Source organism: Micromonospora sp. CPCC 206060 (assembly GCF_036906895.1).
Classification (GTDB): domain Bacteria; phylum Actinomycetota; class Actinomycetes; order Mycobacteriales; family Micromonosporaceae; genus Micromonospora.
Genome location: NZ_JBAKHU010000021.1, coordinates 12,868 through 26,143, shown reverse-complemented (window position 1 = coordinate 26,143; position 13,276 = coordinate 12,868). Strand labels below are relative to the sequence as shown.

14 protein-coding genes are annotated in these 13,276 nt (G+C 72.9%); 7 read left to right on the top strand and 7 right to left on the bottom strand.

What is annotated here, in order from left to right; genetic code table 11:
* Positions 1–150 precede the first annotated feature (150 nt).
* Positions 151–351, bottom strand: coding sequence for a DUF397 domain-containing protein (locus V6U90_RS15535; RefSeq protein WP_334436262.1), 201 nt, complete (start codon positions 349–351; stop codon positions 151–153).
* Positions 352–356: 5 nt separating this feature from the next.
* On the bottom strand, positions 357–1,202 hold the full coding sequence (locus V6U90_RS15530; protein WP_334436258.1) for a helix-turn-helix domain-containing protein: 846 nt from the start codon (positions 1,200–1,202) through the stop codon (positions 357–359).
* 229 nt (positions 1,203–1,431) lie between these two features.
* Between V6U90_RS15530 and V6U90_RS15525 the strand changes: the two genes are divergently transcribed.
* Complete coding sequence (locus V6U90_RS15525) at positions 1,432–1,605, top strand: hypothetical protein (protein ID WP_334436255.1); 174 nt, start codon at positions 1,432–1,434, stop codon at positions 1,603–1,605.
* Positions 1,606–1,647: 42 nt separating this feature from the next.
* Positions 1,648–1,866 carry a hypothetical protein gene (locus V6U90_RS15520; protein WP_208815727.1) on the top strand — a complete coding sequence of 73 codons (219 nt, stop codon included), beginning with the start codon at positions 1,648–1,650 and terminating at the stop codon, positions 1,864–1,866.
* Between the two features lie 46 nt (positions 1,867–1,912).
* Here V6U90_RS15520 and V6U90_RS15515 read toward each other — a convergent pair whose 3' ends face one another.
* Complete coding sequence (locus V6U90_RS15515; RefSeq protein WP_334436250.1) at positions 1,913–3,217, bottom strand: ATP-binding protein; 1,305 nt, start codon at positions 3,215–3,217, stop codon at positions 1,913–1,915.
* A 265-nt stretch (positions 3,218–3,482) separates the two neighbouring features.
* On the opposite strand from V6U90_RS15515, the gene V6U90_RS15510 reads away from it, so the two are divergent.
* Positions 3,483–4,589: a D-alanine--D-alanine ligase family protein gene (locus V6U90_RS15510; RefSeq protein WP_334436247.1), complete on the top strand. Its 1,107-nt coding sequence runs from the start codon at positions 3,483–3,485 to the stop codon at positions 4,587–4,589.
* 123 nt (positions 4,590–4,712) lie between these two features.
* Here V6U90_RS15510 and V6U90_RS15505 read toward each other — a convergent pair whose 3' ends face one another.
* Both V6U90_RS15505 and V6U90_RS15500 read right to left on the bottom strand, forming a co-directional pair.
* On the bottom strand, positions 4,713–5,381 hold the full coding sequence (locus V6U90_RS15505) for a DUF3515 family protein (RefSeq protein ID WP_442933594.1): 669 nt from the start codon (positions 5,379–5,381) through the stop codon (positions 4,713–4,715).
* A gap of 126 nt (positions 5,382–5,507) precedes the next feature.
* Positions 5,508–5,741: an Lrp/AsnC ligand binding domain-containing protein gene (locus V6U90_RS15500; RefSeq protein WP_334436241.1), complete on the bottom strand. Its 234-nt coding sequence runs from the start codon at positions 5,739–5,741 to the stop codon at positions 5,508–5,510.
* A 107-nt stretch (positions 5,742–5,848) separates the two neighbouring features.
* Between V6U90_RS15500 and V6U90_RS15495 the strand changes: the two genes are divergently transcribed.
* Both V6U90_RS15495 and V6U90_RS15490 read left to right on the top strand, forming a co-directional pair.
* Positions 5,849–6,787: a thiamine-phosphate kinase gene (locus tag V6U90_RS15495; protein WP_334436239.1), complete on the top strand. Its 939-nt coding sequence runs from the start codon at positions 5,849–5,851 to the stop codon at positions 6,785–6,787.
* 71 nt (positions 6,788–6,858) lie between these two features.
* Entirely contained in the window at positions 6,859–7,326 is a 468-nt protein-coding gene (locus tag V6U90_RS15490) for a GNAT family N-acetyltransferase (protein ID WP_334436236.1), read from the top strand.
* Between the two features lie 169 nt (positions 7,327–7,495).
* On the opposite strand, the gene rpmB is transcribed toward V6U90_RS15490, so the two are convergent.
* Positions 7,496–7,687, bottom strand: coding sequence for a 50S ribosomal protein L28 (rpmB, locus tag V6U90_RS15485; RefSeq protein WP_208817575.1), 192 nt, complete (start codon positions 7,685–7,687; stop codon positions 7,496–7,498).
* 179 nt (positions 7,688–7,866) lie between these two features.
* Here rpmB and V6U90_RS15480 point away from each other — a divergent pair, with 179 nt between their 5' ends.
* Entirely contained in the window at positions 7,867–9,483 is a 1,617-nt protein-coding gene (locus tag V6U90_RS15480; protein ID WP_334436230.1) for a DAK2 domain-containing protein, read from the top strand.
* On the top strand, positions 9,480–11,678 hold the full coding sequence (gene recG, locus V6U90_RS15475) for an ATP-dependent DNA helicase RecG (RefSeq protein ID WP_334436227.1): 2,199 nt from the start codon (positions 9,480–9,482) through the stop codon (positions 11,676–11,678). The genes V6U90_RS15480 and recG overlap by 4 nt, the downstream gene beginning before the upstream one ends.
* Positions 11,679–11,890: 212 nt before the next feature.
* On the opposite strand, the gene V6U90_RS15470 is transcribed toward recG, so the two are convergent.
* A complete protein-coding gene (locus V6U90_RS15470; protein WP_334436225.1) occupies positions 11,891–13,126 on the bottom strand; it encodes an LPXTG cell wall anchor domain-containing protein in 1,236 nt (411 codons plus the stop codon).
* Between the last annotated feature and the right edge of the window lie 150 nt (positions 13,127–13,276).

The window sequence follows — 13,276 nt, the reverse complement described above, 5'->3', positions numbered from 1 at the left end:
CGACGGGCGACCCGTTGCCGGTCAGGTCGCGCGCCGAGGGCGCCGGCCGGATGGGTGATGGTGGGGCCGGTGGCGGGGAGACGTCGCCACCGGCCCCACCCGGGGTACGTCCGTCGACCGGGACCGTCGACGGACGTCAGTCGGTGCCGGTCAGGGCTGCGGCGGCGCGCTGGCGAACGCCGCCCAGGCCGCCGGTGTGAAGAGCAGGACCGGGCCGCCCGGGTCCTTGGAGTCGCGTACCGCCACGGTCTGCGGGATGGCCGCCATCTCCACGCAGGCGCCCTGGTCGCCACTGCGACTGCTCTTGCGCCAGGCCGCGTTGGCCAGCGCCTCGTCGATCGTCGGTGACATGGTTCCTACCGTCCCTTCATGAGGTTGGCTATCTGGTCGCGGCTCGCCGAAGGGCTGAGTGCGACGGCTCGTAGATGCTCCATGATCTTGGCGCAGACCCGCAGCTCACCGGGCCGGTCAATGATCATCTGGCCGGCCACCGTCTCCACCGACGCGATGATCGGATCCTCGGGGTCGGCGAACTCCAGGATGTGCAGGGAGCCCCGGGTGCCCCGGTGGTAACCGGCCGCGAGCGGAATCACCTGGACGGTGATGTTCGGCAGCTCGGACATCTTCAGCAGATGGGCGAGCTGGGCGTCCATCGCGGAGGCGTCGCCGACCGGTCGGAGCAGTGCGCCCTCGTCGATGATGGCGTCGAAGATCGGCGGATCGTCGGCGGTCAGCCGTTGCTGCCGGTCGAGTCGGGCCTGTACCCGCTGTTCGACCTCGTCGTCGCCGAGGGTGTGCGGCCCGCCGCGCATCACGCCCCGGATGTAGTCGGCGGTCTGGAGCATGCCCGGTACGACCGAGGGTTCGAAGTTGCTGATCGCGGTCGCCTCGGCCTCCAGGGCGATGAAGTCGATCGTCCGGCGGTCCAGCACGTACGAGTAGGAGACCCACCAGCCGGGTTTGCGGGCGTCCTTGGCGAGCTGGACCGTGGCGGCCAGTTCGTCACCGCTGACCCCGTAGAGGGTGAGCAGGGCGCGCACCGTCGCCGGGCTGACCAGGGTCTGCGCGTTCTCGTACCGGGACAGGGTGCTGCGGGTGCTGTTGATCTCGTCCGCAGCGGACTCCAGGGTGTACCCCGCAGCTTCGCGGGCCTGCCGCAGGGCGATGCCGAGTCGACGGGCGCGAGCGGTCTTCGGTGCCATGCCATCGATGGTGACACACATCCACGAGAAACCGTGCATGAGAGAACTTGGGTGAGAGTTGCATTCATGCCTTCCTGGGTGTCAATCTGTCATCGCGTCCTCACCTTCAGTGGTCGCGTCGACGGTGGAGGTGGGTGACCGGAGGGGAATGAGGCGCACGGCGGTCGGGTCCCGTCCCCCGGGCCCGACCGCCGTGTGCCTCCACCACCGCGGACCGGAGGGAAGTCGAATGACCGCGACCGGCTGCTGGCCCCGGGTCTCCCGGTGCCGCTGGTGCACACGCCCGGTGCTTCGGGACAACCTCGGCGCCTGGATCCACCTGGACCTCGCCTACGTGTGTCGGGACGTGTCCGGTGGGCTCGCCCCCACCACCGCCGAACCGGAGGTGAACCGCCGTGGGTGATGCCTCGGCGGCCCGATGTCGTGGTCGGGCAGGTGGTGCCGGATGACCCGCTTCCTGGTGGTGCTCACCGACGTCCGGCCGCTGACCCACAGTGGCCGCAACGAACGGCTCAGCCCGGAGCGGCGCCGGCAGGTGGTCGGCGCCAGCAGTCGGGAGGCGGCCGACCGGATCGCCCAGGCGTTCATGGCCCTCGGCATGGTCCGGGCCGGTCGACAGCGAGTCAAGGTGATCGCCGTCGGCCGCCGCTACGCCGGCGGTTGACCCGGTTCAGAGCAGCCGGCGCCGCTCAGCCGGCGGTTGACCCGGCTCAGAGCAGCCGGCGTTGCTTCAGATAGGCGACCAGGTCGTCGTAGACCCCGCCCTCGTTGGCGAACATCGCCACGTTGCGGGCCGTGGCCAGCCAGGGGCGCGTCGACGGCCGGACCTCCTTCAGGGCCCGGTCGAAGTCGGCCTGGCCGATCATCCGGACCTCGCCCCGGCGTACCGAGTCGGCCATCGCGAACTCGGCCGCAGTCTCGCAGAGGTGGGCCAGGTCCGCACCGGAGAAGTCCTCCGTCGCCGCGACCACCCGGCGCAGGTCGATCCGGTCGATCGGCCGCTGCCGCAGGTGGTACTCCAGGATGGCGCCCCGGGCCTCGGCGTCGGGTGGCAGTACCAGCACCATCCGGTCCAGCCGGCCGGGGCGCCGCAGCGCCGGGTCCACGTCCCACGGGGTGTTCGTCGCCGCCAGCACGAACACCCCCTCGTTGTTGCCCTCCATGCCGTCGAGTTCGGCCAGCAACTGGTTGCCCAGGGTCCGCATCGAACTGGAGTTCACCTGCGAGCGCTTGTGCCCCAGGGCGTCGATCTCGTCGAGGAAGAGGACGCAGGGCGCGTTGCGCCGGGCGGCCTGGAACAACTCGTGCAGGTTCCGTTCGGAGTTGCCGATCCACATGTCCAGCACGTCCACGATGGACAACGAGAGGAACTTCGCGCCCATCTCGCCGGCCACCGCCCGGGCCAGGAAGGTCTTGCCGCAGCCGGGCGGGCCGTAGAGCATCAGCCCACCCCGCAGGCTCTTGCCGTACAGCCGGCGCAACTCGGGGTTGCGCAACGGACCGAGGAAGGCCAGCTCCAGCCGCTCCTTCACCGCCTGCATCCCGCCCACGTCGGCCAGCCGCACGGTCGAGGCCTCCACGTCGAAGATCCGGTCCGCGTCCCCGGACACCGGCTCCGGCTCGTCACCGGCCCGGACGAACCGGGGTGGCACCACGTCGGCCAGCTCCTGCTCGTACGCGGCCAACGGATCGTCCCCCGGGGCGGGCCGTGCCGGCTGGTGCTCCGGCGGTCGCCGCGCCTGGTCCGGCCCCGGTTGCGCCGGCTCCGTCGGCGCCGGGTCGTCCGTCGGTGCCGACCGCTGTCCCGGTACGCCCCCCGCGAGCACCCGCCGCATCAGCTCCTGCGCCTGGGCGTTTCCCGGGTCACGGACCAGCGCCTGCCCCACCTGCCCGATCGCCTCGGCCTGCCGCCCGGCGTCCAGCAGCAGCCCGGCGAGGTGCAGCCGCAGCGGAAGGTCGTCCGGGCGGGCCTCGACAGCCGCGCTGAGACTGTCGATCAGGGCATCGTGGCTCATAACCGAAGCAGCGTAGTGGGTCGCCCGACCGGCCGGGTATCCGTCCCGCCCCGGAGGTTCGTTACCCTCCGTCGCGGGTAGCACCACGGGGTGCGCCGCCGCTCACCGGGTCCTTCGGGTAACAATCCGGCCGACCACCACGCAGAGTAGGGTCACCGAGGTGAGCGCCAGCGGCGAGCACGGCGGTTGGCGCGCCCGTACCCGCCAGGGCACGACCGGTCGCGTCCTTCAGCGGACCGGCCGGTCGCGGATGAAAGGTGACTCTGTGACCACCCCAGGTAAGACCCGTGTGGCCCTTGTCTTCGGCGGGCGCAGCCCCGAGCACGGCATCTCCTGCGTCAGCGCGGGCAGTGTGCTGTCCGCGCTCGACCCGGACGAGTTCGAGGTGGTCCCGGTGGGCATCACCCGGGCCGGGCAGTGGGTGCTGACCAGCGGTGACCCGGCCACCCTCGCCATTCAGGCACGCCGGCTGCCGGAGATCACCGAAACCTCCGGCTCGGCGGTCGTGCTGCCCGCCGACCCGACCGGCAACGGGCTGCTGGTCCTCGGCCCCACCGACGGCCCCCGGGCTCTGGCCGACGTGGACGTGGTCTTTCCCGTGCTGCACGGCGCGTACGGCGAGGACGGCACCATCCAGGGCATGCTGGAGATGGCCGGCATTCCGTACGTCGGGGCGAACGTGTTCGCCTCCGCCGCCGCGATGGACAAGGAGTTCACCAAGAAGCTCTGCGCCGCCGAGGGCATCCCGGTCGGCCCGTACGCCGTGCTGCGCAGCGGGACGACGCTGAGCGAGGCGGACAGGGAGCGGCTCGGGCTGCCGGTCTTCGTCAAGCCGTCCCGGGCCGGCTCGTCGTTCGGTATCAGCAAGGTCGACGACTGGTCGCAGCTCGACGCGGCGGTCGCCGCCGCCCGGCAGATCGACCCGAAGGTGCTCGTCGAGGGGGCGATCGTCGGCCGGGAGATCGAGTGCGGCGTGCTGGAGGGAGAGGCCGGCGGCGCTCCCGAGGCGTCCCTGCTCGCCGAGGTGCGGGTCGTCGGCGACCACGACTTCTACGACTTCGAGGCGAAGTACATCGACTCGGAGTCCTCCTGCGAGTACGACATCCCCGCCCAGCTGCCCGACCGGGTGACCGCCCAGGTCCGCGAGTACGCCACCCGGGCGTTCACCGCGCTGGACTGCGCCGGCCTGGCCCGGGTGGACTTCTTCGTCACCCCCGACCTGGAGATCTATCTCAACGAGATCAACACCATGCCGGGCTTCACCCCGTCGTCGATGTTCCCGAGGATGTGGGCCGCCGCCGGCCTGGAGTACCCGAAGCTGGTGAACCGGCTGATCCGGACGGCCCTGCGGCGGGGCGTCGGCCTGCACTGATCCATCCGCTGACCGGGGACTGACCATCCGCTGACGGGGTAGGGGACCCGCGTCGTTTCCTTTTCCCAGCTTCGGGGGGGGGCGGGGCGGCGGGCCGGTGCGTCCCCGGCCCGCGCCCGCGACTCAACCCCGGCAGCCGGCCGGTGCGGTTTTCGCCGACGGTACCGACGCGACCGTGGTCTCGGAGATCGGAGCCACCCACTGCAACGGCTGCTCGTAGATCCGGGGAACGGTCACCTGCACCGGCACCTCCCGGTCGACCGTGGTCAGCACGACCGCTTCGGGGCGCTGGGCGGCGTGCCAGCAGACCCCGTTGATCACCCAGAATTCGTCGGTGGGCAGCACCTCGGCCGGTGCGACACCGCAGGCCAGCGTGAGCGCCGGATCGCCGTACGCGGCGTTCTGCTCGGCACCGGCGGTGACCGGCCGCTGAGCCAGGTCACGCACTGTCGGGGGGAGCTGGGACAGCAGCGCCCGGCAGACCGTGGCCTGCCGTTCGCCCAGTCGCGGTGCGGCCAGCTCGACCGGCGCGGTCGACTGCGGCCGGGCGGCGGTGGGGCTCGGGCCGGCGGCCGGGGTGTCCGGGGCATCCGGGCTGAGCTGGGCGAACGCGAAGAGCGCCACCGCCACGGTCACCGGTACCGCCACCAGGGTGGCCCAGAGCGACGCCTGCCGGGTGGTCCGGTCGCCGGTACGGCCGCCACCACCGGCTGCTTTGGCCGGACCGCCGTCACCGGTGGTCTCCGAACGGTCCAGGTCGATGCCCGAGGAAGCATCGGTCGTGGTGGTCACCCCGGTCGGTGCCTCGGCCCCGGTCGTTGCCTCGGTTCCGGCCGGTGCCTCGGTCGGCGCCTGGGTCCCGGTCGTTGCCTCGGAGCCGGTCGGCGCCCCGGACCCGGGGAAAGTGCTGCGGTCCACCTAGAGCCGCACCACCGAACAGGTCAGCGTGCGGGTGATGCCCGGCACCATCTGCACCTTGCTGACGATCAGCTTGCCGAGCTCGTCGACGGTGTTCGCCTCGGTGAGCACCACCACGTCGTACGGCCCGGTCACGGCGTCGACCCGGACGACGCCCGTAATGTCCCCGATCTCGCCGGCCACGTCACGCGCCCTGCCGACCTCGGTCTGGATGAGGATGTACGCCTGTACCACGACCTGACTCCCGTCCGCCGCCGGTCAGAGCGGCTCGACGGTGAAACTACCTTACGAGCTGGTCTGATCCCTATCGGTGGTCAGGGAGAAGCGAGGAGCGAGCGGCTATGAGCGTGTCGGGTACCGGGGAGTTCAGCCTGATCGACCGGGTCACGGCCCGGTTGACCGGCGGTCCGACCTGCCTGCTCGGGCCCGGTGACGACGCCGCCGTGGTCCGGTCACCGGACGGGCGGGTCACCGCCTCGACCGACGTGCTGGTCGAGGGGCGGCATTTCCGGCGGGACTGGTCGGCAGCCGGCGACATCGGCCACCGGGCGGCGGCGGCCAACCTCGCCGACATCGCCGCGATGGGCGCGGTACCCACCGCGCTGCTGGTCGCCCTCTGCATCCCGCCGGACGTCACGGTCGACTGGGTCGAGGAATTCACCGACGGGTTGGCCGGGGAGGCGGCCCTGGTCGGGGCGAGCGTGGTCGGCGGGGACATGTCCGCCAGCCCGACCCTCACCATCGCCGTCACCGCCCTCGGCGACCTGGGCGGCCGTCCCCCCGTCGTCCGCTCCGGCGCCCGGGTGGGGGACGTGGTCGCGCTGGCCGGCCGGATCGGGTACGCCGCCGCCGGCTACACCGTGCTGTCCCGGGGGTTCCGCACCCCGAAACTGCTCGTCGAGGCGTTCCGCCGGCCGGAGGTGCCGTACCCGGCCGGACCGCACGCCGCCCGGCTGGGCGCCACCTCGATGATCGACGTCTCGGACGGGCTGATCGCCGACCTCGGACACGTCGCCACCGCCAGCGGGGTCGGGATCGACCTGCACCGGGACGCCTTCGAGGTGCCCCGGCAGATGCGGGACGCGGCCCAGGCCCTCGGCGTCGACCCGTACACCTGGATCCTCGGCGGTGGCGACGACCACGCCCTGGCCGCCACCTTCCCCCGGGCGGTCGCCCTGCCCGCCAACTGGCGGCCGGTCGGCCGGGTGGTCGAGGGCCGGGGCGTGACCGTGGACGGCCGGCCGTTCGACGGTCCGGCCGGTTGGGACCACTTCCGGTGACGGCAGCGACGGACGACCGATCGGGGCCGGTCGGGCGGGCTGCCGACGGGACGCGTCGTACCCTTGCGCCCGTGACCGAGCTTGACATCCGCGTGGTGCGTTTCGACTCCGAGGTGGCCCTGCAACTGGTCAGCGCCGCGCTCGCCGACCTCGCCGGCCGGTACGGTGGCACCGGCGACGACACCCCGTTGGGCGCCGACCAGTTCGACCCGCCGGACGGCGCGTTCCTCGTCGGGTACCTCGCCGGGGCGCCGGTCGGCTGCGGTGGCTGGCGCAGCCACGGCGACACCGGGGAGATCGCCGAACTGAAGCGGATGTACACCGCGCCGGAGGCCCGGGGACGCGGGGTGGCCCGGCGGATGCTGGCCGCGGTCGAGCGGTCGGCGCGCGAACACGGGCGCAAACGCCTGGTCCTGGAGTGCGGGGACAAGCAGCCCGAGGCGATCGCCCTCTACACCGCGGCGGGCTACGAGCGCATCCCCAACTTCGGTTACTACCGGGACCACCCGGGGTGCATCTCGTTCGGCCGTACCCTCTGAGCGTCCGGCGGACCGACTCGCCGAGCGTCCGTCGGGCGGTTGATCCGTCGGGCTGTTAAGAAGGGGCCCTTCCTCTACCGGAAACGTTAAGCGGGGGCCATTCCTTACACATGCTTGAGGCCCGGCCGCCCCTTAAGGGGCGGCCGGGCCTCAAGCATGTGTTACCGCGTCAGGCGCGGGTGACCTTGCCGGCCTTGATGCACGACGTGCAGACCTGCATCTTGCGGGTGTTGCCACCACCGGCGGGGGTACGCACCGACTGGATGTTCGGGTTCCAGCGGCGGTTGGTCCGCCGGTGCGAGTGGGACACGTTGTGGCCGAAGCCCGGTCCCTTGCCACAGACGTCGCACACGCTAGCCACGGGATACTCCTGAGATTGATACGTTCATGAGGTCGCGGGCAGGCGCTGCCCGGGCAACCTGGCCAGGTTACCCGATGCCCCGCCGGACCGGCCAACCACCCCTGACCCGCCGGGTGGGACACGGCGGGGGAAGCCGGTCGACCCGGGCGGCTGTCGGCCGTCGCCAGTAGGCTTTTCGCGTGCTGGAGACCCTGGACGCGGCAGCGGTACGCCGGTGGTGCGCGGGCGGGCTCGCAGCGCTCAAGCGGCACCAGAGCGAGATCGACGACCTCAACGTCTACCCGGTGCCCGACGGCGACACCGGCACCAACCTGGTCCTCACCCTCACCTCCGCCCAGCAGGCGCTGGCGCTGGACCTGGACAACACCCCCGAGGGGGAGACCCGGCCGCACGGCCACGCGCTGCGGCTGATGGCCCGGGGCGCGCTGCTCGGCGCACGGGGCAACTCCGGGGTGATCGTGTCGCAGATCCTGCGCGGGCTGGCCGACACTGTCGCCGCCGCCGAGACGGTGCGCGGCCGGGTACTGGCCAGCGGGTTGCGGGCCGCCGCCCGGGCCGCCTGGTCCGCGGTCGCCCGGCCGGTGGAGGGCACCCTGCTCACCGTGGTCCGGGCGGCAGCGGACGCGGCCGAGGCCACGGCCAGCGACGAGTTGCCGGTGGTGGCCCGGGCGGCGGCGGTCGGGGCCACCGACGCGCTGGCCCACACCCCGGAGCAGTTGCCCGCGCTGGCCCGGGCCGGCGTGGTCGACGCCGGTGGGCGGGGCCTCTGCCTGCTGCTCGACGCGCTGGTCGAGGTGGTCACCGGGGAGCGCCCGGCGGCCGGTCCGGCGCCGGTCCGGCGGCCGGTCACCGTGGTCCGGGAGACCGGTTCCGAGGAGTACGCCTACGAGGTGCAGTTCCTGCTCGACGCCGAGCCCACCGCGGTGCGGCGGCTGCGCGAGGTGCTGGACTCCCTCGGTGACTCGCTGGTGGTGGTCGGTGACGGGGCCACGCCCGAGGAGTCGTCCACCTGGAACGTGCACGTGCACGTCAACGACGTCGGTGCGGCGGTGGAGGCCGGGGTGGCCGCCGGCCGGCCGTACCAGATCTCGGTCACCCGGTTCGCCGACCACCCGCCCCCGGGCCTACCGCCGACCCCGGAGCCGGCGGCCCGGGCGGCCGTGGTGGTCGCGGCCGGTGCCGGCATCGCCGAGCTGTTCGCCGGTGAGGGGGCGACCGTGGTGCCGGGCAACCCGTCCACCGGTGAGCTGCTCGACGCGGTCCGGGCCACCGGGGCGGCCCGGGTGGTGGTACTGCCCAACGACCCGAACACCCAGGCGGTGGCGAGTGCGGCGGCCCGCGAGGCGCACCTGTCGGGGATCAAGGTGAGTGTGGTGCCGACCCGGTCGCCGGTGCAGGCGCTGGCCGCGCTGGCCGTCCGGGACCCGGGGCGCCGCTTCGAGGATGACGTGATCGCGATGGCCGAGGCCGCCGGGGCCTGCCGGTACGCGGAGGTCTGCCACGCCCGCCGGGAGGCGTTGACGGTGGCCGGCCCGTGCCGCCCGGGTGACGTGCTCGCCCTGGTGGAGGGGGAGGTGCACCTGATCGGCGCCGACCTGGTCGACACCGCGACCGCCCTGCTGGACCGGATGCTCGGTGGTGGTGGGGAGCTGGTCACCCTGCTCTACGGCGCGGACGCGCCGGACGGGCTGGCCGAGGTGCTCCAGGCGCACGTGGCCCGGCGGTGGCCGTTCGTCGAGGTCCAGGGCTTCCCCGGCGGGCAGCCGAACTATCCGCTCCTGGTGGGGGTCGAATGAGTGAGCAGCAGACCACGCCGGACACCCCGCTGAAGAAGCTGGTCGGTGAGAAGACCGCGAAGGCCCTCGCCGGTCACCTGGATCTGCACACCGCCGGTGACCTGATCTACCACTTCCCCCGCCGGTACGACGAACGGGGCGAACACACCGACATCCGGTCGCTGGCCGTGGGCGAGCAGGTCACCGTGCTCGGCCAGGTGCAGCGCACCGCCGTACGCCCGATGCGGCAGCGCCGGGGCAACCTGCTGGAGGTGACCGTCGGGGACGGCTCCGGCGGTCAGCTCACCCTGACCTTCTTCGGTAACCAGGCGTGGCGGGAGCGCGAGCTGAAGCCCGGCCGGTGGGGGATGTTCGCCGGCAAGGTCACCGAGTTCCGGGGGAAACGGCAGCTCAACGGCCCGGAGTACGTCCTGCTCGGGGAGTCGACCGAGGGGGACGCCGCGGCCAGCGAGGAGATCGAGGAGTTCGCCGGTGCGCTGATCCCGGTCTATCCGGCGGCGGCCGCCGTACCGACCTGGGTGATCGCCCGTTGCGTGCGGGTGGTGCTGGACACCTTCACCCCGCCGGAGGATCCACTGCCGGCCACCGTCCGGGCCACCCGCAAACTGGTCGGCCTCGGCACCGCCCTGCACGACATCCATCGACCGGCCAGCAAGGAGGCGCTCTACCGGGCCCGGCACCGGCTCAAGTGGGACGAGGCGTTCGCCGTGCAGCTCACCCTGGTGCAGCGCAAGCACCGGGCGAGCGCCGCGCCGGCCCGACCCCGCCCGGCCCGGTCCGGCGGCCTGCTCGACGCGTTCGACGCCCGGCTGCCGTACGAGCTGACCGCCGGCCAGCGGGACGTCGGCCGGGAGATCGCCGCCGACCTGGGTACCGGCCACCCGATGCACCGGCTGCTCCAGGGCGAGGTCGGCTCCGGCAAGACCGTGGTGGCCCTGCGGGCCATGCTCCAGGTGGTCGACGCGGGTGGGCAGGCCGCCCTGCTGGCGCCGACCGAGGTACTCGCCGCCCAGCACCACCGGGGCATGCTGGACCTGCTCGGGCCGTTGGGCCGGGCCGGTGAGCTGGAGGGCGACCCGTCCGGTACCCGGGTCGAGCTGGTCACCGGCTCGCTGGGCGCGGCGGCCCGGCGGCGGGCGCTGGAGGAGGTCGCCAGCGGTCGGGCCGGCATCGTGCTCGGTACCCACGCCCTGCTCTACGAGGGGGTCGACTTTGCCGACCTGGGACTGGTGGTGGTCGACGAGCAGCACCGGTTCGGGGTGGAGCAGCGGGACGCGCTGCGCGCCAAGGCCGGGCAACCGCCGCACGTGCTGGTGATGACGGCCACCCCGATCCCGCGCACGGTGGCCATGACCGTGTACGGCGACCTGGAGGTATCCACCCTGTCCCAGTTGCCGCGCGGGCGCTCGCCGATCGCGTCGCACGTCGTACCGGCCGCCGAGAAGCCGGCCTTCCTGGACCGGGCGTGGCGTCGGTTGCGGGAGGAGGTCGCCGCCGGGCACCAGGCGTACGTGGTCTGCCCCCGGATCGGTGAGGCCGGGGCGGGGGAGGAGGAGCCCCCGGCGGACGAGACGGGGCGCCGGCCGCCGCTGGCGGTGACCGAGGTGGCTCCGCTGCTCGCCGAGGGGCCGTTGCGCGGGCTGCGGATCGGGGTGCTGCACGGGCGGCTGGCGGCCGACGAGAAGGACGCGGTGATGCGGTCGTTCGCCGCCGGTGAGCTGGACGTGCTGGTGGCCACCACGGTCATCGAGGTCGGGGTGGACGTGCCGAACTCCACCGTGATGGTCATCCTGGACGCGGACCGGTTCGGGGTGTCCCAGTTGCACCAACTGCGCGGGCGGGTGGGCCGGGGTACGGCGGCCGGGATCTGCCTGCTGGTCACCGAGGCGTTGGAGGGGTCACCGGCCCGGGAACGGCTCGACGCGGTCGCCTCCACGACGGACGGTTTCAAGCTCGCCGAGCTGGACCTGGAGCAGCGCCGGGAGGGCGACGTGCTCGGTGCCGCCCAGTCCGGGCGGCGCTCCCACCTGCGGCTGCTCTCCCTGTTGCGGGACGCCGACCTGATCCGGGACGCCCGGGCCGAGGCGATCGAGCTGGTGTCGGAGGACCCGGAGCTGGCCCGGCATCCGGCGCTGGCCGCGTCCGTCGCCGCCCTGGTCGACGCCGAACGTGCCGAGTACCTGGAGAAGGGCTGACGGCGGTCGTCGGCTCCCCGAGCGGGCCGTCTGCCGGGACGCTGTCGAGCTGCTCCGTCTGTGCGGGCAGCTCGACAGCGTGGGACCACAGGTATCGCAGCCGCCGTCCGCGCACGTCTGCACCCCGCCCGCCGGGGTGGTGGCGGGAGACGCCGACGGCGCGCCGGCCGGGTGGGGCCGACGCGCCGTCGCCGAACTCAGCGCGGTACCGCTCAGGCGGTGAACCGGACCCGGCGCCGCCGGGCCATGAGGTAGAGCACACCGCCGACGACCAGCAGCACACCCGCCGCCGCAGCGATGCCACCGGCCGCCGCACCGGTCAGCGGGAGGTCACCGTCGCCCCCGCCGGCTCCGCCGCCGGCACAGTTCGCCGGCTTCTCCCAGGCGACCGGCTTCTCGCTGGCCAGGTCACCGGTGACGGTGACGGTCAGCCCGGCCGAGCCGGGGAAGGTGACCTTGGTGGTCCTGCCCGGCTCGACCGTGACGGTCTGGGCCTTGCCGGTGCTCGGCGTGAAGGTCGAGGTCAGGCTGATGCCGTTCTCCGGGTTGGTGATCGTGAACGTCAGCTCGGTACAGGTGATGGCGTACCCGGTGTCGGGCTGGCCCACCTCGGGCTCCTGGCAGTCCTGCGGCTTGGTCCACTTGCCCTGGTAGACCTGCTTGCCGTCGGCGGTGACGGTGATCTCCCTGGCACTCTGCGCGTCCAGTTCGACCTCCTCGATGCCCTTGATCGGCACGCTGACGGTCCGGCTGAAGCCCGCGCTGCCGGTGACCACGAAGGTCGCCGCCGCGTTGCCCTTGCGGTTGATCAGCTTCAGGGTGACCGTGCCGTCGCAGTCGGAGAGCGCCTCCACCTCGGGTGCCGCGACGCAGCTCTCCTGGCCGCCGTTGTACCACGCCTGGCGGCCCTTCGACTGCGAGCCGATGCCCTTCGGGCTGCCGACCTTGCGGTCGCCGTACCGGTCGCTGGAGTCGGTGAGCGGGTCGATGAGCTTGTCACCGAAGACGAAGTCGACCTGGGTGAAGCAGGCCGGCACCGTGACGGCGAACTCCAGCCGGGTGACGGCCAGCTCACCCTCCTTCGGTGCGCTGAAGGACTTCACCGAACTGTCGAACAGGTACTGCGGCATGGCGAACTTCGCCGACGGTGCGACGTACGACACCAGGGCCAGCGGCTGTTCCTGTCCGGCGCAGAGCGGCCCGTTGAGCAGCTCGATGCTGGCGGTACCGGCCCGCCCGTCGAACTTGTGCTTGTAGCGGGCGTCGGCGGTGCTGACGCAGGTCGGCCCGGTCGGTGTCGCGGTCGGTCCGGCCCCGGCCGGCGAGGCGGTGGGGGTGGGGTCGGTGGCCACGGCGGGGGCCGAGAGGGCAAAGACCGTGGCGAGGCCGACGAGGGTGGTACCGGCCACGACGAGCGGTCGCCGGAGCGACAGCCTGGTACGGATCACGCTTGCTCCTGGGGGTGCAAGGGGCTTCAGGGCGACGTACGGGGGGCCGGGAGCGGTCGCTGCCGGGAAACGAGGACGGCGCGACCCGCAGTGGCGCTTCCCCGACGCCGTGGTCGGCGATCGGTGGCCGACACAGCGCCCGACCCTAGC

Coding starts and splice junctions, on each gene's coding strand:
- V6U90_RS15535 (WP_334436262.1), bottom strand. CDS start 351: ATGTCACCGACGATCGACGAGGCGCTGGCCAACGCGGCCTGGCGCAAG.
- V6U90_RS15515 (WP_334436250.1), bottom strand. CDS start 3,217: ATGAGCCACGATGCCCTGATCGACAGTCTCAGCGCGGCTGTCGAGGCC.
- V6U90_RS15520 (WP_208815727.1), top strand. CDS start 1,648: ATGACCCGCTTCCTGGTGGTGCTCACCGACGTCCGGCCGCTGACCCAC.
- V6U90_RS15530 (WP_334436258.1), bottom strand. CDS start 1,202: ATGGCACCGAAGACCGCTCGCGCCCGTCGACTCGGCATCGCCCTGCGG.
- V6U90_RS15495 (WP_334436239.1), top strand. CDS start 5,849: ATGAGCGTGTCGGGTACCGGGGAGTTCAGCCTGATCGACCGGGTCACG.
- V6U90_RS15525 (WP_334436255.1), top strand. CDS start 1,432: ATGACCGCGACCGGCTGCTGGCCCCGGGTCTCCCGGTGCCGCTGGTGC.
- recG (WP_334436227.1), top strand. CDS start 9,480: ATGAGTGAGCAGCAGACCACGCCGGACACCCCGCTGAAGAAGCTGGTC.